Here is a 19,195-nt window from a genome sequence, read left to right as displayed (position 1 = left end):
CGCCCCGTCCGGCAGCGCCGCCGGCGCCACCACCGCCCCGAAGTTCTGCCGCTTCGTCTCCAGCGCCGCCGCTTCCGTCGCCCCGCCCCGCGTCTCCTGCGCCACCGCCACCAGCGGCGCGAGCACCCACACCAGCATCAGTCGCGTCATAGGCCGCCCACTCTGCCGCCTCGCCCCCGGGGCCGTCGAGCGTTTCATCACCCTCCCGGATGACGGATATCCAACGATTTCAAGCCCTTGGGTTCCAGTGCTACACTCCTCTCCGGTATAGCCTGGGTCTCTCTTGATTCGTGGTAGTCTTCTTTCTCGGATTGTTGTACTTTTTCACCGGAAGTGGAGTCTGGGGTCTCCCCCCCACCCGTCGCTCCAGGAGTCTCGCCATGGCCGACAGCCTCCCCCGTGCCACTGTCCTCGAGCCCGCGGCCTCGTGCGCCTCGGCGGATGTCAGCCCCCGGCGGCGCTCCACCCGGTTCCGCCCGCGCGTGCTGCTCGTCGAGTCGGACAAGGACGCGCGCTCCTCGCTGGCCCTGGGCCTCGTCAGCGCCGGCTTCGAGGTGCTCGCCGCCCCCTCCATCGAGGACGTGTTCGGAGAGCTCACCCCGGGATGCCCGCTGCCCCACCTCGTCATCACCAACGTGGAGCCCTATGGCGACGACGGCCTGGACGGCTTCTCCTTCTGCGAGCTGCTCCGCTCCGACGCCCGCACCGAGCACCTCCCCGTCTACCTGCTCGCGCGCCAGGAGCAGCCCGAGCACCGCCAGCGCGCCGAGGCCGTCCGCGCCGACGACTACCTCCTCCAGCCCGTGCCGCCCGAGGTGGTGGTGTCGCTGGCCCGCCTGAAGGCCGGCCGCAGCTTCTCCGCCCCCGCCTACGAGGCCCACTCCGTCCGCCTGCCGCTCGCGCAGATCGTCCACGCGCTGCTGTGCGGCACCCGGGAGGGCCGCGTCGAGCTGCGCGACAACGAGGGCTGGCTCTCCTTCCGCCAGGGCCACGTGGTGGACGCCTCCTTCGAGGGCGAGCGCGGCCTCACCGCCGTGCGCCGCATCCTCTTCTTCGGCTCGGGCGCCTACGCCGTGTCCTTCGGGGAGGTGCTCGTCGAGGGCAAGCCCCTGCTCAACCAGAAGATCTACGCCTCGCTCATACTACCGGCCGCCGAGCGCTTCTCGGCCCTGTGTGCCCGGGGCATTCCGCTGTCCGCCCGGCTGATGGTGGACTTCAAGCGGCTGGCGGACGTGCTCAAGTCCCTGCCCGACGACGTGAGCCGCATCATCCGGCTCTTCGACGGCCAGCGCACGGTGCACATCGCGCTCCTGGAGTGCACCCTGCCCGAGGTGACGACGCTGGAGGCGGTGACGTGCCTGTACGCGCAGGGCGTGCTGGTGCCGGCCAACCTCATCGCCGAGCGCGAGCCGCCGCCGCAGGTCATCCCCTCCTTCTTCGAGCCGGTGCTCGCCGCGGAGGAAGAGGCGGAGGAGCCCTTCGCCGAGGCCTTCGACGCGGGTCCCTCCCAGGCGGCCTGAGCCCAGGAGCGTTACTTCGCATGTCCGGTCACAACCGCTGGTCGAAGCTCAAGCGCTACAAGGCCGTGCAGGGCGCGAGCAAGGGCAAGCTCTACTCCAAGCTCATCAAGGAGCTCACGGTCGCGGCCCGGTTGGGTGGGGGCAACCCGGACGCCAACGCCCGGCTGCGCGTGGCCATCGGCGCGGCGCGCGAGGCCAACATGCCCAACGACAACATCCAGCGTGCCATCAAGAAGGGCACCGGGGAGCTCGAGGGCGAGACGTACGAGGAGATCGTCTACGAGGGCTATGGCCCCGGGGGCGTGGCGGTGCTGGTGGAGTGCCTCACGGACAACCGCAACCGCAGCGCGGCCGACGTGCGCTCCATGTTCTCCAAGGAGGGGGGCAACCTGGGCGCCGAAGGCTCGGTGAACTGGATGTTCCACAAGAAGGGCGTCATCACCGTCAAGCCGGGTCCCTCGGAGGAGCAGGTGATGGAGAAGGCGCTCGAGGCGGGCGCCGAGGACATCCTCAACCATGGGGAGGAGGGCTTCGAGGTGCGCACCGCCCCGGTGGACCTGCACGCCGTGGCCTCCAGCCTGGAGGCGGCCGGCCTGAAGCTGGGCGAGCAGAAGTGGACGTACATCCCGCAGAACACCGTCCGGCTCGAGGGCGACAACGCCAAGAAGATGCTCAAGCTGATGAACCTGCTGGAGGACAACGACGACGTGCAGCATGTCCACGCCAACTTCGAGATGGATGACGCCCTGATGGAGTCGCTCTCGGCGTAGTGGGGCGAGCGGGCATCGACACGGGGGCGGCGGGCGCGTTATAGGGCGGGCTGAACCCCTGTTCCGTTGTCCCCGGAGAGGCACTTGCGCGTCCTAGGCATCGACCCCGGCAGTCGCTTCATGGGGTATGGCGTGGTGGAGGAGCGGCGCGGCCGGCTGGTCCATGTAGGGCATGGCGTCATCAAGGTGGATCCGGACGCCGCCCTGGAGCTGCGGCTCAAGGAGCTGCACGACGCGCTGCTGACGGCCCTGCGGCTCTACAAGCCCCAGGCGGTGGCGGTGGAGGGCGTCTTCACCTTCCGCAACGCGCGCAGCGCGCTCATCCTCGGGCACGCGCGCGGGGTGGCGCTGCTGGCGGCGGCCCAGGTGGGGCTCACCGTGCACGAGTACCCGCCCGCCCGGGTGAAGCGCGCGGTGGGCGCCGGTGGGGCGGCCGACAAGGACGCGGTGGGGCGGATGGTGTGCACCTTCCTCGGGTTGGAGGAGGTCGAGCGCGCCGACGCCAGTGACGCGCTCGCGGTGGCCCTGTGCCACCTCAACCATGGCCGTGCCGCCGTGCCGGTGGCGATGGGCAAGGTCTCGAAGTCGCGCCGCAAGTCGGCGCAGTCACAGCTCACGGACAGGCTGACGCCGGCCTACCGGCGTCCGGAGGCGGGATGATCGCGGGACTGCGTGGCACCGTGCAGGAGAAGAGCCTGGACGAGGCCATCATCGACGTGGGGGGAGTGGGGTACCGGGTGTTCTTCTCCGCCCTGACGCTGGGGCGGCTGCCCCCCGAGGGCGAGCCCGTGCAGGTGCGGGTGCGCACGGTGGTGCGCGAGGACGCCTTCGAGCTGTTCGGCTTCCTCTCGCGCCCGGAGGAGGAGCTCTTCCTGCTGCTCAACTCGGTGAGCCACGTGGGGCCGAGGCTCGCGCTGGCGGTGCTCTCCGGCATGGAGCTGCCGGAGCTGGTGGCGGCGCTGGGCCGGGGCGAGGTGGCGCGCCTCACCAAGATTCACGGGGTGGGGAAGAAGACGGCCGAGCGGCTGGTGCTGGAGCTCAAGGACAAGGTGAAGACGCTGCACCTGGAGCAGGTGGCCGCGCAGGCGAAGCCGGCGACGCCCACCTCGGGGAACACGGCGGACCTCGTCTCGGCCCTCATCAACCTCGGCTACAAGCAGCCCCAGGCGGAGAAGGCCGCGGAGTCCGCCAGCGAGCGGCTCGGCGCCGAGGCCGCCTTCCAGGCCCTCTTCCGCGAGGCCCTCAAGACGCTGCGCACCAGTACCTGAGGTGAAACGCCGCCGAGGGTCAGGAGCCGCCCTGCGCGCCTTCCTCGCCCACCATCTGGGTCGTCAGCCTGTCGGTGGGCCGAGGCTTCTCGGGCTTGTCTGGTGGCTTGCTCCCGGGCTTCTTGAGCTTGGGAAGCTCGAACTTGATGAAGGGCAGGCCCTTGCGCGTCTTCGTCACGACAACTCCCCCCGCGAGTGTTCAGCCATCTGCGCTTCGTTATTCGGCTGCGGAGCGCAATCCGCAAGGCCTGGGCCAGGCTCGGGTGTTGTCTGTTCGGGGGGCGAGCCATGCGAATCGGTATTTTTGGCGAAGCGACGGAGCCGCAGTGCGCGGCGGTGGCCCGCGAGGCCGCGGCGCTGGGCGCGGACACGCTGTTCCTCGAGGCCAATGCGCTCGAGCGGGGCCTGCCGCTGTCCATGCTCGACGGCCGGACCTTCTACCGGGGCGAGCAGGTGGATGACCTCCGGGGCTTCTACCTCCGCCACGTTCCCGCCCCCTATGCCCCGGCGGTGGAGCGCGATGGGGCGCTCGTCCTCTATGAGGACTGGTTCACCACCTTCATGCACTCGCGCGAGCGGGCGACGTACTTCATCGCGTGGCTGCTCCAGCTCGCCCACCGGGGCGCCACGCTGGTCAACGGCCCGCATGCGGCGAGCGTCATGCAGTACAAGCCCTTCCAGCTCCACGCGCTGCGCGGCCTCGGGGCGCGGGTGCCGCGCACGCTCATCTCCAATGATCCGGTCGCCATCCGCGCCTTCCACGCCGAGGTGAAGGACGTCATCTTCAAGCCCATCATGGGGGGGGCCATCACCCGGACGCTGGATGAGGAGGCGCTCGGGCGGCTCGAGGACGTCACCGCCTCTCCCGTCATCTTCCAGGAGCGCGTGGGCGGAGAGGATCTGCGCATCATGCTGGTGGGGGACGAGCTCGTCTCGTCGGTGGCCATCGAGACGCCCGCGCAGCACCTCGACTTCCGGGCGGACCCCGTCTACAGCGGGGGCGAGGCCACCTACCGGGAGGTGCGGCTCCCCGAGCCCGTGCAGCGCTTCTGCCGGGAGGCGGCGCGCGCATGCGGCCTCACCTTCGCGGGCATCGACATCAAGCACGAGGGGGACGACTGGGTGTTCCTGGAGCTCAACAGCTCGCCCATCTACCTGGATGTCGAGCTGAAGCTGGGCCACCCCATCAGCCGGGCCATCGCCCGGCGGGTGGTGGAAGCGGGGACGTGGCCCGCTCAGAAATAGGTGACGGGAATCTGGGGCTCCGGCTCCGCCTCCGGGGTGCCCTCGCGCTTGCGCTGGCAGGAGGCACAGCACTCGGCCCAGGGGACGATCTGCAGGCGCTCCAGGAGGATGGGGGTGCCACAGTCCTCGCACTGCCCATAGGTGGCGCCGCCCGCGGCCAGCTTCTCCAGGGCCCGGTCTATCCGGGGGAGGAGCACGGGGTCTCTCTCCTCGCCGGACTCCGCGGCGTCCCGGAGCTGGAACTGCTGCTCCTCGTCGAGCGAGCCCCACACCCACTCGGGGGGCTCATCGCCGGACATGACGTAGCGCAGGGTGTGGAGCTGGTGCTCGGCCTCGCGGCGCTGGGCCTCGCGGCGCATGCTCACCAGCCCTGGGTTCTCCAGCAGGCGCGAGAGGCGGCCCTGCACCTCCCGGCGGAGCGTGGCGTCCTTGGAGATGAGGTCGATATAGGCCTCGGGGGTCACGCCCCGGGGCTCGCAGACCTGCTGGAGCACCCGCTCGAAGATCGGTTCGATGCCCACGTTGGCCGCGGTGGCGATCCACCCGGTGGACGAGGCCAGCGCATCGAGTGTGGAGAGCACCGCCCGGTGGACCTCTAGCCACTGGGAGGAGGGACCTTCTGGGGAACCGGTCGTCATGCCTGGGACCATCTAATCACACGGGGCCGGGGTACACACCCCGCCCAGGTGTTCAGCGTGAGGGCTCCGAGGAGGGCGCCTGGGCGCGGAGCGCCTTGAAACGGGGGGGACCCCGGGGCAGATAGGGGGAGGAAGTGTCAGGAGGATGTCGTGATGTCCGGTGCGTCGCGGTGGTGGGAGAGCGCGAGGGAGTGGGTGGGGAAGTTGCCTTCGGGGCTCTCCCGTGAGGTCTCGGTGGACGTGGGGCGCAAGCGGCTGCGCCTGTCGCACGCGCGGGTGGAGGCGCTCGCCCGGAGGGCGCTGCGGGACGTGAAGGGACTCACGGTGGGGGAGTGGACCCACCTGCCGCAGGCCTATGACGTGCGGCTGGCGGTGTCCGGCTGGAAGCTGCGCGTGGAGGTGGCCGTCGAGCGGCTGGAGCTCGCCGCGGGTCGCTACCACCTGACGCTGCGCACCCCGGGCCGGGTGGACCTGGAGGAGTCCAGGATGGCCTCCGCGCTGGTGCAGGGCGTGATGCGGGTGGGCGGGGGCAGGGCGGCGCTGCGCACGATGCTGGAGCAGGTGCTGCCGGAGGGACTGGGCTGGGACGGGCAGCGCTTGACGGTGGCCGGGGCCCTGCCGAAGGAGGGCGCGGTGTCGGCGCGGCTCTTCGAGTCCTCTTCGCTGGCGGTGAACGCCGAGCACGGTGCGGAGGGCGTGTGGCTGTCGGCCGAGGCGTGGCCGGGCCTGGTGGACCTGATGCAGGTCATGCTCAGCGTGGAGCTGCTGCGCAAGCCTCCGGAGACAGGAAACGGTTGAGCTCCTCGGCCACCCGCTCCGGCGTGTCCATGGGCAGGAAGTGCGAGCCGTCCTCGATGAGCACGAGCCTCGCGCCGGGAATGTCGCGGGCGAGCCGCTCGGCCTGGGACCGGGGGATGTAGGGATCTCTCGCGCCCTGCAGGAGGAGCGTGGGCACGCGGATGGCCCGGATGTACTCGGGGTAGCGGGCGTAGGTGACGCGGGGAGTGCCCCACCGCAGGTTTCGCAGCAGGGCCCCGCGTCCCTCGGGCCCGTCGAAGGCGCCGCCGATGGCGCGCTGGAGCTCCGGCGTGTAGCGCTCGGGGTGCTGCATGCCCCGGCGGACGCTGAGCGTCAGCATCAGATCCTTCAGCAGGAAGAGCAGCAGGGGCCCGAGGGCCTCGCGGCGGACCAGCCGCACGATGGCCGGCTCGCGGAAGTCCGGGTACACGGGAGGGCTGAGCAGCACGAGCCGCTCCACGTGCGCGCCGTAGCGGCCCAGGTAGTCCATGGCCACGGAGGCGCCCAGGTCATGCGCCACGAGGCAGAAGCGCTCCAGTCCGAGGTGCGCGCGCAGCGCGTCGAGGGCCTCGGCTCGCTCGGTGTGGAGCATGGGGCCGGTGAGCTTGTCGGACTCGCCGTAGTCGTGCAGGTCGAACGAGATGACGCGGAAGCGCGGGTCCAGGTGCGGGAGCACCGGGGAGAAGAGCGCCTTCGACGTCGGCAGCCCGTGCATCAGCAGCAGGGTGGGGTGCCCCGCTCCCGAGTCCGTGTAGGCGAGCCGACCGCGGTTCGTGGCGCAGAAGCGGGTCATCGGGTTCAGCGGGAGGTGGCGAGCGCGTCCAGGTACAGCGCCCTCACCCGATCGGCGAGCGCCACCGCATCCGGGCCGAACGACTCGGGCGGGAGCGGGGGCAGCACGCGCACGCGGATGGAGGCGCGCGGGCTCATCCAGGGACCGTCGCCCTCGACGAGCTGGGGGGTGCCCTCGATGAGGATGGGCACCACGGGCACGTGCTCCTCCAGGGCGAGCTGGAAGGCCCCGCGCTTGAAGCGCAGCAGCTCGCCTTGCGAGTAGGTGCCCTCGGGGAAGATGAGGACGGGCATGCCCCGGCGCAGCCAGTGGCGGCACGGGTCGAGCAGCTGGAGCATGGAGGAGGACTGGCCGCGAGTGACGGCCACGTAGCCCAGCAGGCTCATCATCCAGCCCACGATGGGGATGGAGAAGAGGGAGGACTTGGCGACGAACTTGTAGGGGTGGAACAGGCCCATGGCGGCGAGGATGTCCGCGACGGACTGGTGGTTGGCCACCAGCACGCAGGGGCCGGCTGGCAGCAACTCCCGCCCCTCCACGCGCGTGCGCCAGCCCGGGGACAGGTGCAGCCACAGCCCGAAGCACCAGCGGCACACCAGGGAGTGCAGCCAGCGCCGGTCGGGATCCACCGGGTACGCGACGAGGAAGAGCACCAGCCCGAGCGTGAAGAGCACCGGGGCGGTGAGGAGGAAGACGAGCCAGAACCAGGCGGTGACGACGTATTTCATGGCGGGGGAGGGGGGAGATCGCACAGGCGAGGGCCCCACGTCCACCGGAGGGCGGCGGGTTCGATTCCCGCCGCCTCCAATAGAAGTTGCCCGCCGCCCTGAGTCGAACCCACTCCTAACGAGGAGGCGCGGCTCGCCTTGGGGACCAAACCGGTTCTTGTCGGACCAAATTTGGACCAAATCCGTTGGCGTATAGGCGGGATGGGGGCCGTGTTGAGGTTGAGGGGGGGCGAATGGGGCGAGGAAGGCCGCTGACGGGTGCCGCCAGGGCCGTGGGCTGGGCCAGTGGAGAGGGGGTGCAGCCCTCTTCAGGCACACGCCGGCCCAAGCGGCCCACCCAGCAGGTGGGCGGCAAGGGGCGTGGGATTCTGGGGATGCGTGACGGCTTGGGGCTCAACACTACGCGCGCTGGGGCGCCCGTGCGCTAGATCCACTCTCGCCTTCGACGTGGGCAGTCCCAGGTGCTCCACCCTGGCTCCCACCCCACCGGGTGCATTCACGTACGCCAAGGACCCACCTGAGGCGTGCACCGTGGGAGGGCAGAAGCGGAGCGAACCCATTGGTTCAGGACCAATGGGATGCAGGTTTAAATTCAGGAGTCGCAGGGGGCCCAGTACGTCTCCTGGCCTCCGGGTGGAGTCCAGAAGAGCTGGAGCGCGATCTCCTCGCGCGGCCCCTGGTAGTAGTCCACCCGAAGGTGGTGCGTGCCTGCAGCGAGCGAGACGGTACCTAGGGCGCTTCGCGGCGAGTGCAGGCCATCATTGTCCACGACGAGCTGGTCATCGATGTACAGCCGTGAGCCATCGTCCGAGTGCAGCCGAAACCGATAACTCCCCGCTGTGGGAATCGAGAACGAGCCTATGAATCGGATGGCGAACCACTCCGTCCTATTCGGCACACCGGGGAAGCCGTCGGTGTAAGGCCGCGCGGAGACATCTAGCTGCGGCAAGGAGAGGACCTGCACGGGCTTCTGTTCACTCAGGCGCGGGAACTGTTGCGTGTCCACGGGAATGTCATACACGCGTCCATTGAGCGCGCAGGCGGTTGCTGGGACCTGTGACAGCTTGGTTCGCACATTCAACCCGGTGCCGCTCCAGCCCTGGCCCACGAAGATGATGTCCGTACGGCCATCTCCGTTGACGTCAGCGGCGTGGCTGGAGTTTTCGTGCACCCCAGAGCCATCTCCGAGCACCTGGGAGCGTGAGGTCCAGGTGCCATCGCCGTTGGAGAGCTTCACCCGGACATTGAGCCCCGGCCCGTTCCAGCCCTGGCCTACGAAGATGAGGTCGGTCAGGCCGTCTCCGTTCACATCTCCCACGCGAGCGGGATAGGTGTGCACGCCCGAGCCATCACCCAGCACCTGGGAGCGTGAGGTCCAGGTGCCATCGCCGTTGGAAAGTTTCACCCGGATATTGAGCCCCGGCCCGCTCCAGTCCTGGCCGATGAAGAGCAGGTCCGTTAGACCATCTCCGTTGACATCACCGGTGAGAAGCGGGTGGGTATGGACACCGGAGCCATCTCCGAGCACCTGGGAGCGGGGGACCCATTCCACCTCTTTCCAGGAGGCCGCGGTTATTGCCTCCAGGTCTTGCGATTGCTGTTCCCCTTCGCTGCGGGACTGTTCCTCAAGGGGTCCTCCGCAGGCGATGAATGTTGTTGCGAGCAGCAACAGTCTTACGATTCCGAGAGTTTTGTCAGACAGCATGGATCCCTGAGAAATGGTGTGCTTATGAATGCGCCCCATTTCTTCTGATTCTCAGCGGGCTCTTGTCAAAGCTAGGGCTGTCGCATGCCCGTTTGGCAAGTAGACACACCTGGGAAAGCTGCGTCTGCTTGAAGAGCAGCGCATGAAGCCTGCTGTCCCGATGGGGAAGGCACCCAGGGCCCAAGTGAGGGCGGAGCCGAAGCCGGAAGATGCGAGCGGGCCAGCACAGGCGGCGGTGAGGGTGGAGCCTGAGAAGGAGCGCACGCCGCGAGTGAATGGGTCCGGGTTGCGCCGGACATTCGCGCTGGATGTCATGGCCTGAGCCCACGGTGGAGACCCCAGGCGGGTGCTGGCGTCCGTGACGGCCCCCGGTGGGGTAGGAGTCACCAAGAGCGCGGGCTGGGTGATTGACCTGGGACCCGAGGGGGCGCCGGCGGAGGCCAATTGCTGGTAACGGGGACTCCGGAGCAGGTGGCCGAGGTGAAGGACAGCCACACCGGACGCTACCTCAAGCACGTGCTGACCAAGTCGCGGAAGCACCCGCGTGGGCTGCAAGCCCTCGGAGAAGGGCGACCTGACCGTGTAAACATGACAAGGCGGCGGGTTCGATTCCCGCCGCCTCCACTAGAGCCGATCTCAGAATTGGCGCATGAGGATGAGGACACAGGCGAGGTGAAGGAAGCCCAGGAAGTTCTCGGCCTTCACTTCGTAGCGGGTGACAAGCCGACGGGAGAAGTGGAGCCAAGCAAAGACGCGCTCCACCTTCCAGCGCCGCTTGTAGCGCCGCAGCTCTCGTCCGTCCTGGGAGGCAGGCCGTTTGCGACCCCGACGGTGTGGGGCAATGAGCTTCACGCCGCGCTCGTCCCACAGCCGCTCGTCGAGCTTGTCGCTGTCGTACGCCTTGTCTCCGATGAGCCGCTCGGGCAGTTCGTCCAGGAGACTGTCATCGAGCGTGGCCTCGAGGACTTTGACCTCGTGGGGTGAAGCGCTCGCAATGCCAACGGCGAGAGGAAGACCACCGCCGTCGACAGCTGCCACGACCTTGGTCCCCTTTCCACGCTTCGTTTTCCTGACTGCGGACCCCCTTTTTTCGCGCCCGAGAAGGACGCGTCCACGAAGCCCTCCGCCAAGTCGAAGCCTCCTCGCTCCTTCAAGTCCCTGGCCAGCTCGCGCAGCACCTTGCGGAAGGTGCCGTCCTGCACCCAACCCTGAAACCAACGGTGGCACGTCTGGTACGGCGGGTAGCGGCGAGGCAGTTCGCTCCACTGCGCCCCGGTGCGCAGTATCCACAGGATGCCGTTCCAGAGCGGACGCGCCTCTGTGGGAGGCCGCCCGGGTCGGTCCTCTCGCTTCGGTTTGCGTACGGGGAGCAAGGGCTGAATGAGGTTCCACTGCACGTCGGTCAGGTCCACTTTTAAAGTAGGACCACACCTGCGGCCAGATGTCGAGCGGGGGCGGAAAAACGGCCTGACTTCGGAGGTTTACCTCGCCCAATTCCGAGATCGGCTCTAGCCAGGAGGTGGTACGGCAGAGGACATGGCGGCAGCGACAGAACAGAGGCGCATGTGCTCCGTGCTCCTGATAGCGAGCGATGGCCCTGGCTCGAATCAATAAGTCACCCAGTTCAACAGCCTCTCAGCAGTCTCTCAGCGCCTCATTTGGCTGTTTGGGGGATTACGTGCGCTGAGCCTTTCGATTGCGCTTCCCCTGTTCGTTGCCAGAGGCTGCTTTTTCTGGTGGTTTAAGCATGCGTTTGCAGATGCTGTCCCAAGCTGGGCGACTGATGAGTGTCGCCGCATTCTTGCAATCTATTATCAACGAGCATGCATTGATGTATGCTTCCAACGCTCTCCACTCTTCATTCAAATCACGAAGCTCCAAGGGCAGGCACAGTGCATCAGAGAAGATACTTACACATTGACCCCACCCCTCAAGATTCTCCTCAAGCAAGGGCTCCTGAATGAGCCCAAAACGCACTGCATCCACTTGTTGAGCCGCGTTATGCCATGCACCCACGAGACATTGAGATGCCTCAAGCTCCGCCAGCACATTCGACAGACTCCGAGCATATCCCTCAAACAAGCTGTAGACGCGCTCTTGATGAAAAGTACGATTGATAATATTTCCAAGCGCCTGCGCAAGATTAAAAGAAAGAGAATTAACTGAAAGAATGACGCGAGTGAGTTCGTGGCGATGATCGAGACTGCGGACCATGCTGCGCTCTGCGGCGGAAACATGAGCCCGCCGAATAGTGCGTTCTAGCACGGATATGTGCGTGTCGTTGATGCTAGGGTGATGGGCAAGAGCGTAATAGATGGTTCGATCAAGATCGAGCGAGAGGGTAAGTGCAATGGAACGCCGAGCCAACTCTTGCTCCGAGTCTTTCGTAGCAACAACTCTTTCGTTGGCCCACTTCAGAAGCTGAATAGCACGAGGAAAACCGGCGAGCAGTTTTTCAGCAAATACCAGCATTCGGTTCAGCAAAATGTCAGCTTTGTCAACAGTTCCTGCCAATAGAATAAAAACCTCTCGCCAGCGCACATTGAGCAAATGTTGAGCAATAAGCTCATCAAAGTGCTGTTTGCTTTCGTACCAAACCGCTGTGAGGTATTCCTGGAGTGTAAGATGCGAGAACGACCATGCGTCCTGCGCACGCTGAACAATAAGCCCCTGTTGAACCTCAATGGCGTTCAACACTTGATCGCTATCCAAATGCTTTGGCGCATGAAGTTCGTCGCGAAGGAAATCTGAGATTCGTTTATTTAATTCGCGGCGGGTAAAGAAATAGCGGTTATCGCGAAAATTGGACGCAGCAATCTCCGCGAGCATCTGCACTTCTAATCGAGCATGAAACTCACGATAAATGGGTTCGTTGTGGACTCTTTTGGATGCCGCCCACCGCTCCATTAGTATCTCCAAAGCTTGTCGGTAGAGCTCACTCCGATTAGGTGGCAGGCGCTGGCGGTCGTCGTACGTCAGACAAAGGAAGGTCAACAACAAGGGAGTGCTGGCCAATTCCTTTGCGGAGGCATTGGTGGGATCCTCAAGGATGCTCAAGAATTCATCAGCAATCCCTTGCTGGCGATCTTGAGCCGAACGAAACCAATTATGTACAAAGCTTGCGACTTGCTGATCGTCGAAGTCTGCCAGAAGCACGTCCCGAAATCGCGAGAAGTAGTCCTTGTAGAATGCAGTTCGACAGGAAACAACGAAGCGATTTCCGCTGTAACGATCCATAAAATCTCGCATATGCATGATCGCCTTGTCGAGTTTGTCGCCTGGCACCTCGTCAACTCCATCAAGGAGGAGAAGGAACCGCCCGCCGTCCAGTAAGTTCTTTATGAGCTTGTTGGACTCAGGTAAGCCGCAAATCTCCAATTCATTCTGAATGAGCCGGATAACGTCAATCTCATCAGTGCGAAAGCGGCGGAGTTCTAGCAAGACAGGAAGGCATTCGTGGTTGTATCGACTGTAATCACCCACATTCAGACCGGCCTTGAGGCCTAGGGATTTGAGTATAGAGTCGCTCCATGCGCGTCGTGGTCTGAGTGCTTCCAAACCGAGCCGACACAGGAACGTGGACTTGCCCGCCCCAGGAGAGCCAAGGACATTAAGAAGCTTCTCCTGATTTGCTAACTCTAGGCAGTCTTGCCTTTCCTCTGCGTGGTCACCCAAAAACAAATAGCGTTGACCTCTCTGGAGGAACAGTTCGTGCAGTTCGTCTACTGAACGGTACCTCTTCGCCACCCGTGGAGAGAGCACCTGAGCCGCCACGTAAATTTCGCTCAACGGAACGGGTTGGTCCATATTAAGGATTTTGACGTTCCCAAACCGCTCAAGAAACTTCCTGGCGTATGCCATCATTCCACGTTGGACAGCATTCTTGTCGACAACGAGGCTACCCGCTCCTTTGATGCCACTCCAAACGAGTTGGAAAGCGGTAGCCGCAGTCTGTTCTTGCAGTTTTTCGTCAATCTTTCCGGGCATGGAAGTGTTTTACTGAAGAACCAAGGAAAAGCGCTACATGAAAGGGGACACACATCCCGTGCTGTTAATTACATAAAAATGGGACTTCCCACGATGGAGGGCACTCCACGGGCCCGAGGCTCGGCTGCCGCGCCCTGGTGCCTTCCACCGCGCCCGAGCTTGGGCCGCCATGCTCTGGTGGCCTCCACCGCGCCGCTGTTGGCTTCCACGGGCCCGAGGCTTGGCTGCCTGCCCTGGTAGCCGCCACCGCGCCTGAGCTTCGGCTGCCACGCCCTGGTGCGCTCCACGCGCCCGAGGCTCGGCTGCCGTGCATTGGTGGTCGTCCACTGCGCCCGAGCTTCGGCTGCGTCCCTGATGCGATCCACGCGCCCGAGCTTCGGCTACCGCGCTGCTGATGCCCTCCTTGGGCCGAGGTTTGCGCCGTGTCTGCCTTCGCGCCCTGCTGGGCTTCCGTGGTCCGAGCTTCGCGCCCTTGTGCCGCCTGTCTGCCACCGCGCCCAAGGAGCGCGCCGCGCTGCGCCGCTGATGCGTTCCACCGGCCCATGGTTCGCGTCGTGGCTGCCGCTCCACTGGCGTCGGAATGGCGCCGCGTTCTGGCGCCCTCCATCTCTGCCCGACGTTCGCGCCGCTAAGAGGGTGTTGAACAGGAGCAATCAAGCGAGGCGGCGGAGCATGAGGCGAATCATGCCCAGGTGGATGAAGGCTTCGGAGGACTCCTCCTTGCGTTCGTAGTCCTTGGACAGGCGCCGCTCTCGATTGAGCCAGCCAAAGGTGCGCTCGACAATCCAGCGCTTCGCCTGGAGGACGAAGCCCTTGTCCTTGTCCGAGCGTTTCACCACCTCGAGGGTGATGCCGCTCTCACTGGCCACCTTTTCCACTTGCTGTCCCTGGTAGGCCCCATCCGCCCACGTCTTGCGCAGCGTGGGGTAATCGTGTGCAGCCAGGGGCAACACCGCCTGGGCCGCATCCCTGTCCTGCACATCCGCCGTCGACATCCACACCAGCAGCACCAGGCCCAGCGTGTCCACCAGCAGGTGGCGCTTGCGGCCCTTCACCTTCTTGCCCGCGTCGTAACCCTTCGTCTCTGCTTCCTCCGTCGTCTTCACACTCTGACTGTCCAGGATGCTCGCTGTCGGCTCTTGCTTGTGGCCGGCCTTTTTGCGCACCTTTCTGCGCAGCGTGTTGTGGATGCGCTTGAGCGTGCCGTCCTTCTTCGTAAGAGCTCGCCGTACCCCGTCGTGACGTGAGCTAGAGCCGATCTCGGAATTGGGCGAGGTAAACCTCCGGTAACCGTTCACCGCATTGGGTTGGTTGAAGAGGAGCCGAGCACGACGTGACCGGAAACGTGGTGCTGGACAAGAGGACGTCTGACGTGGCGTAGCCAGGGCATGGCGGAGGTGGATGCCCGAGACGCGCGGATAGCGCAGCTGGAAAAGAGGCTGGAAGCAGCGCTGGAGCGTATCGCGCAATTGGAGGCGGAAAATGCAAGGTTGCGCGAGGAGAATCGGCAGCTCAAGGAGCGGCTGGGGCTCAACTCAAGCAACTCTTCCAAGCCGCCCTCCTCGGACGCACCCGGCACCCCGCGCCAGCCCAAGAAGCCCACGGGCCGCAGGCCCGGTGGACAGCCCGGCCACAAGAAGCACGAGCGCGCGCTGCTGCCGCCCGAGGAGGTGCAGCACGTGGTGGAGTTGGTGCCCGGGGAGTGCAGGGGTTGCAAGCGACGGTTGCAAGGGCAGGACAGCGCGCCCCGGCGTCACCAGGTGGTGGAGGTGCCGCCCCTGTCGGCCATTGTCACCGAGTACCGCTGCCATGCACTCAAGTGCCCTGGCTGCGGGGTGGTAACGCGCGGGGAAGTGCCCACGCACGCGCGCAGCGTCTTCGGTGACAGGCTCGCGGCGCTCGCCTCGTTGTTGGTAGGCAAATACCGCCTGTCCAAGCGGCTGGTGAAGGACGCTTTGTCAGACATGCTGGGCGTCGAGGTGTCGTTGGGCAGCATCAGCAACCTGGAGGGCGAGGTGTCGGACGCGCTCGCGCCAGCGACGGCCGAAGCCCTTGCCTCCGTGCAGGCCTCGGAAGCTGTCAACGCCGATGAGACGGGGTTTGCGCAGGGACGAGAGGGCGGCCGGGCCGCTCGCGCCTGGCTGTGGGTAGTGGCCAATGCACTGGTGGTGGTGTTCCACATCGCCAGAAACCGCAGCGGCAAGGTGGCCCGCCATCTGCTCGGCGCGGACTTCGCGGGCTTCCTCACCACCGACAGGTGGAGCGCCTACGAGTGGGTGGACGCAGGGCTGCGGCAGCTGTGCTGGGCACACCTCACACGCGACTTCCAGGGCTTCATTGATAGGGGCGGCCGGGGCGGGCACATAGGCCGAGAGCTCATGCGCGAGCGCAACCGCTTCTTCACGTGGTACCACCGCGTGCGCGACGGCACCCTGACACGCGAGCATTTCGAAATACGCATGCGTGGCGTGGAGCGCAGAGTCGGCCAACTGCTGCGCAAGGCGGCACGGCGAGCGGAGAAGAAGACGGCCGGCATGGCCCGGGAAATCCTCCAGCGGGAGCAGTGCCTCTGGACGTTTGTCGATGTGCCGGGCCTGGAGCCCACCAACAACTTCGGCGAGCGCTGCATCCGGCACGCCGTCATGTACAGGAAGACGTCCTTCGGCACGCAGAGCGAGGAGGGTAGCCGCTTCGTGGAGCGCATCTTCACCGCCACCACCACCCTCAAGCTGCAGGGCCGTGACGTGCTCGCCTTCCTGTCCGACACCCTCGCCGCGCACCGCCGCGGCCTGCGCGGGCCTTCGCTCCTCCCCACCACACCCCTACCTCAGCTCGCCCTTACCGCCTGAGCTGGTAAACGGTTACCAGGGGTGTTCCGCTTCCAGGTCGACACGTCACACCCGGATTACATGCAGGAGATGATGGAAATGGAGAGGGAGCTGCTCAGCGGAGAATGAGGCAGCGCTGGCCGGCTCGCCTGTGTTATTGGGGTTGCTCGGGGCCGGCCAGCAAGGGAAGTATCGCGTGAAGCCGCTCTCCGCTCCGCCGTACCGGTCCGCCGCCGTTCTGCTGCTCGTGGTCCTGGGCCTGGGCTGTCCCAGCACGTCTCCTCCTCCCGCTCCGTACCGGGTTCGCGTCACTCCCGAGACGGTGACCCATACGCCTGGCACCAAGAACCCGGGCCTCCCTCAGCTGTGGGTGGAGGCTGTCCTCGAGGATCCGGATGGAAACCCGGTGCCCGGCGCTTCGTTCTCCTGGTCGAGCTCGGCTCCGTCGGTCGCCAGCTTCGTGGATACGGACGAGCGGGGCCGTGCCCGGTTCCAGGCCCACGCGAACGGCTGTGCCCTCCTCACGGCCGAGGCGGACTCGCCCACTGGCAGGGTGAGTGCCACCTCGCGGGCCACCATCCGGTATGACCAGGAGCTCCTCGCGCAGCCGTCGGGCTACCTGCTGACTCCAGGCGAGACGTTCTCCCTCCAGCTCCAGTTTCCCACCACCGTGGCCGAGCCCGTGGTCTGGAGTACCACCGACGCCGCGGTCGCCACCGTGGACGGGCAGGGCAGGGTGTCGGCACGGGGGCCGGGACACGCCCTCATCGCGGCCACCCTCCCTCCTCGCCAGGGGTGTGATGGGAGTTGGACCGTGAGCTCGAGCACGGCGGTCGAGGTGCGGCCGACGCCCCTGCGGTTCTCCACCGTGCGGGTGGCCCCGGGACTGCCCGGGCACAGCGCGTGTGCCCTGGACCTGGAGGGGCGCCTCTCTTGTTGGGGGCAGGCGGTGGCCGGTGTCAGCCCGGCGATGCAGTGCGTGGTGGGGCACCTGGTCCGCCCGCCCCTCGTGTTCGCGTGCCAGACCTTTCCCCAACCGGTGGCCGAGGGGGTGCGGTTCACGCAGCTCGCCAATCGATGTGGCCTGACGGACTCGGGCCAGGTGCTCTGCTGGGACGCGTCTTCGAACGCGCCGCCTGCCCTGCTTCCCACCGACCCGTTGAGTCAGCTCTCGGCGGGGGCACGCCACTCCTGTGGTCTCACGAGCACGGGCCAGGCCTGGTGCTGGGGCAACAACAGCCTGGGCCAGCTCGGCGTCAATGACTTCTGCCCCGGGCCTGGCTGCGGCGACAACCAGCGACCTGCTCCCGTCGCCGGGAACCTGCGCTTCACCCGTGTCGACAGCGGCTCCGAGCACTCCTGCGCGCTGGATGCGGCCGGCCGGGCGTGGTGCTGGGGCGCGGACGCCTCCGGGCAGCTCGGTGGCGGCAGTGTGTCCACGCAGGGCTGCCGGGACGGAGTGCCTTGCAGGACCTCGCCCCACGAGGTCCAGGGCGGGCTCGCCTTCCAGGACATCGACGCCTCCAGCGGCGGGACCTGCGGGCTCACCTCCTCGGGCGAGCTGTATTGCTGGGGCCAGGAGCTGGGCCCGACCCCCACCCGGATGGAGGGCTTCCCCCCTTCGTCTCCCTGGAGGAGGGGTGCGGCCTCACCGCCGAGGGGAAGGCGTACTGCACGAGCACGGAGGGGCTGCTGGCCACCCCCGTGGCGCCCGAGCTGCGCTGGCGCTCGCTCTCCTCCGGGTTGCCGGAGAACCGTTTCTTCTGCGGCCTCACCGTCGAGGGACTCGCCTACTGCGGTGGGACCGAGAACCTCTTCGGCGAGCTGGGCAACGGCACGGGAGGCGCCCTCCCGGGAGTGAGCAAGGGGCTCACGCCCGTGCTGGGCCAGTGACGGGGTGTCTCAGGGAGTGTCTCTTCCGTCCAGGGGATGGAAGCGCACCACACCCCTGGTGCTTCCTCTGGGGGGCCCACTTGGGCCGGCGTGTGCCCCATCCCTCCTACGCGCTTCCCGTGCTGTGGACGGAAGATGAGGGCGTTTCAGACGGCAGGTCTACACAGAGGCGGTGCTCTCAGGGCGTGTAGATCGCCACGGAGTTGAGGTAACCGCTGCCATCGTTGCCCCCCGTGACGAGCACCTTGCCGGAGTTGAGCAGGGTGGCGGTGTGGAGGTAGCGGCCCGTGGCCAGGGTGACAGCGGAGGACCAGGCGTTGGTGGCCGGGTCATACACCTCCGCGGAGTTGAGGTAGCCGCTGCTACCGTAGCCCCCCGTGATGAGCACCTTGCCGGAGTTGAGCAGGGTGGCGGTGTGGTACTGGCGGCCCGTGGCCAGGGTGCCAGCGGAGGACCAGGCGTTGGTGGCCGGGTCATACACCTCCGCGGAGTTGAGGTAGCCGCTGCTGCTACCGTAGCCCCCCGTGATGAGCACCTTGCCGGAGTTGAGCAGGGTGGCGGTGTGGTAACCGCGGCCCGTGGCCAGGGGGCCAGCGGAGGACCAGCCGGTCGCGCACGTCGGCAGGCCGGTCAGGGTGAAAGCCTTGGAGGACGAGACGCCGTAGGCATTGGTGACGACCGCCCTGACGGAGGTGGTCACCCCCGTCACCGCGCAGGAAGACGCCGTCCACACGACATGGCTGGTGGTGGCGTTGCTCTGCGCCGCGGCCAGCGAGCCGGTAGTGGCCACCCAGGAGAACGTCATGGCGCTGGACTGCGCGTCCATGGCGGTGACGTCGAAGGTCACCGTCTGTCCCGGGGAGGTGGTGGTGGCGGACTGATAGAAGTTGGTGAAGGTGGGGGCGAAGCGCTCGGTGGTGGCGGCGGCCACGCAGAGGTTGATCGAGCCGGTGGCCACCCCCGTGCGGCCGTCTTGAACCGTCACGGTGAGTTTGCAGTTGTTGCACACGCCAGACGGGATG

General features: G+C 66.3%; 17 protein-coding genes. 8 read left to right on the top strand and 9 right to left on the bottom strand.

Annotated elements, in window-relative coordinates; translation table 11 throughout:
- The first annotated feature begins 380 nt into the window (after positions 1-380).
- The 4 genes from VF697_RS21210 (at position 381) to ruvA (ending at position 3,558) form a co-directional block, all read left to right on the top strand.
- The gene (locus VF697_RS21210) at positions 381-1,520 is read left to right on the top strand and encodes a response regulator (RefSeq protein WP_331097747.1); all 1,140 of its coding nucleotides are present in this window, start codon (positions 381-383) and stop codon (positions 1,518-1,520) included.
- Positions 1,521-1,540: 20 nt separating this feature from the next.
- A complete protein-coding gene (locus VF697_RS21205) occupies positions 1,541-2,290 on the top strand; it encodes a YebC/PmpR family DNA-binding transcriptional regulator (protein ID WP_331097744.1) in 750 nt (249 codons plus the stop codon).
- A gap of 84 nt (positions 2,291-2,374) precedes the next feature.
- The gene (ruvC, locus tag VF697_RS21200) at positions 2,375-2,950 is read left to right on the top strand and encodes a crossover junction endodeoxyribonuclease RuvC (RefSeq protein WP_331097742.1); all 576 of its coding nucleotides are present in this window, start codon (positions 2,375-2,377) and stop codon (positions 2,948-2,950) included.
- Positions 2,947-3,558, top strand: coding sequence for a Holliday junction branch migration protein RuvA (gene ruvA, locus VF697_RS21195; protein ID WP_331097740.1), 612 nt, complete (start codon positions 2,947-2,949; stop codon positions 3,556-3,558). Before ruvC ends, ruvA begins: the two co-directional genes overlap by 4 nt.
- A 19-nt stretch (positions 3,559-3,577) precedes the next feature.
- Here ruvA and VF697_RS21190 read toward each other — a convergent pair whose 3' ends face one another.
- Positions 3,578-3,736 (bottom strand): hypothetical protein, encoded by a 159-nt coding sequence (locus tag VF697_RS21190; protein WP_331097738.1) that lies wholly within the window; start codon positions 3,734-3,736, stop codon positions 3,578-3,580.
- Between the two features lie 110 nt (positions 3,737-3,846).
- Here VF697_RS21190 and VF697_RS21185 point away from each other — a divergent pair, with 110 nt between their 5' ends.
- Entirely contained in the window at positions 3,847-4,803 is a 957-nt protein-coding gene (locus VF697_RS21185) for a hypothetical protein (protein ID WP_331097736.1), read from the top strand.
- Here the strand turns inward: VF697_RS21185 and VF697_RS21180 are convergent.
- Positions 4,794-5,441: a TraR/DksA family transcriptional regulator gene (locus VF697_RS21180; protein ID WP_331097734.1), complete on the bottom strand. Its 648-nt coding sequence runs from the start codon at positions 5,439-5,441 to the stop codon at positions 4,794-4,796. The two genes, VF697_RS21185 and VF697_RS21180, sit on opposite strands and share 10 nt — an antisense overlap.
- A 153-nt stretch (positions 5,442-5,594) precedes the next feature.
- Between VF697_RS21180 and VF697_RS21175 the strand changes: the two genes are divergently transcribed.
- Positions 5,595-6,239, top strand: coding sequence for a hypothetical protein (locus VF697_RS21175; protein ID WP_331097732.1), 645 nt, complete (start codon positions 5,595-5,597; stop codon positions 6,237-6,239).
- Here the strand turns inward: VF697_RS21175 and VF697_RS21170 are convergent.
- The 6 genes from VF697_RS21170 to VF697_RS21145 form a co-directional block, all read right to left on the bottom strand.
- Complete coding sequence (locus VF697_RS21170; RefSeq protein ID WP_331097730.1) at positions 6,193-7,032, bottom strand: alpha/beta hydrolase; 840 nt, start codon at positions 7,030-7,032, stop codon at positions 6,193-6,195. The two genes, VF697_RS21175 and VF697_RS21170, sit on opposite strands and share 47 nt — an antisense overlap.
- A 5-nt stretch (positions 7,033-7,037) precedes the next feature.
- On the bottom strand, positions 7,038-7,760 hold the full coding sequence (locus tag VF697_RS21165) for a lysophospholipid acyltransferase family protein (protein WP_331097749.1): 723 nt from the start codon (positions 7,758-7,760) through the stop codon (positions 7,038-7,040).
- 592 nt (positions 7,761-8,352) lie between these two features.
- Positions 8,353-9,504 carry a PA14 domain-containing protein gene (locus VF697_RS21160; RefSeq protein ID WP_331097728.1) on the bottom strand — a complete coding sequence of 384 codons (1,152 nt, stop codon included), beginning with the start codon at positions 9,502-9,504 and terminating at the stop codon, positions 8,353-8,355.
- A 597-nt stretch (positions 9,505-10,101) separates the two neighbouring features.
- Positions 10,102-10,877, bottom strand: a protein-coding gene (locus tag VF697_RS21155) for an IS5 family transposase (RefSeq protein ID WP_331097726.1) whose coding sequence is annotated in 2 segments (ribosomal slippage) — positions 10,102-10,529 and positions 10,529-10,877 — 777 coding nt in all. Because the reading frame shifts where the segments join, the coding sequence is not laid out codon by codon here.
- 262 nt (positions 10,878-11,139) lie between these two features.
- A complete protein-coding gene (locus VF697_RS21150) occupies positions 11,140-13,452 on the bottom strand; it encodes a hypothetical protein (RefSeq protein WP_331097724.1) in 2,313 nt (770 codons plus the stop codon).
- A 653-nt stretch (positions 13,453-14,105) separates the two neighbouring features.
- Positions 14,106-14,750, bottom strand: a complete 645-nt coding sequence (locus VF697_RS21145; protein ID WP_331097722.1) for an IS5 family transposase — start codon at positions 14,748-14,750, stop codon at positions 14,106-14,108.
- Positions 14,751-14,840: 90 nt separating this feature from the next.
- On the opposite strand from VF697_RS21145, the gene tnpC reads away from it, so the two are divergent.
- Together tnpC and VF697_RS21135 are read left to right on the top strand one after the other, a co-directional pair.
- On the top strand, positions 14,841-16,301 hold the full coding sequence (tnpC, locus tag VF697_RS21140) for an IS66 family transposase (protein ID WP_331097720.1): 1,461 nt from the start codon (positions 14,841-14,843) through the stop codon (positions 16,299-16,301).
- A gap of 175 nt (positions 16,302-16,476) precedes the next feature.
- Positions 16,477-18,141 (top strand): hypothetical protein, encoded by a 1,665-nt coding sequence (locus tag VF697_RS21135; protein ID WP_331097718.1) that lies wholly within the window; start codon positions 16,477-16,479, stop codon positions 18,139-18,141.
- Positions 18,142-18,351: 210 nt separating this feature from the next.
- On the opposite strand, the gene VF697_RS21130 is transcribed toward VF697_RS21135, so the two are convergent.
- Positions 18,352-19,195 (bottom strand): kelch repeat-containing protein (locus tag VF697_RS21130; RefSeq protein WP_331097716.1); only part of this gene is annotated, 844 nt, incomplete at its 5' end.

It is taken from the genome of Archangium sp. (assembly GCF_036388035.1).
In the GTDB taxonomy this organism is placed as follows: Bacteria; Myxococcota; Myxococcia; order Myxococcales; family Myxococcaceae; genus Archangium.
This window is presented reverse-complemented; position numbering and strand designations above follow the sequence as displayed.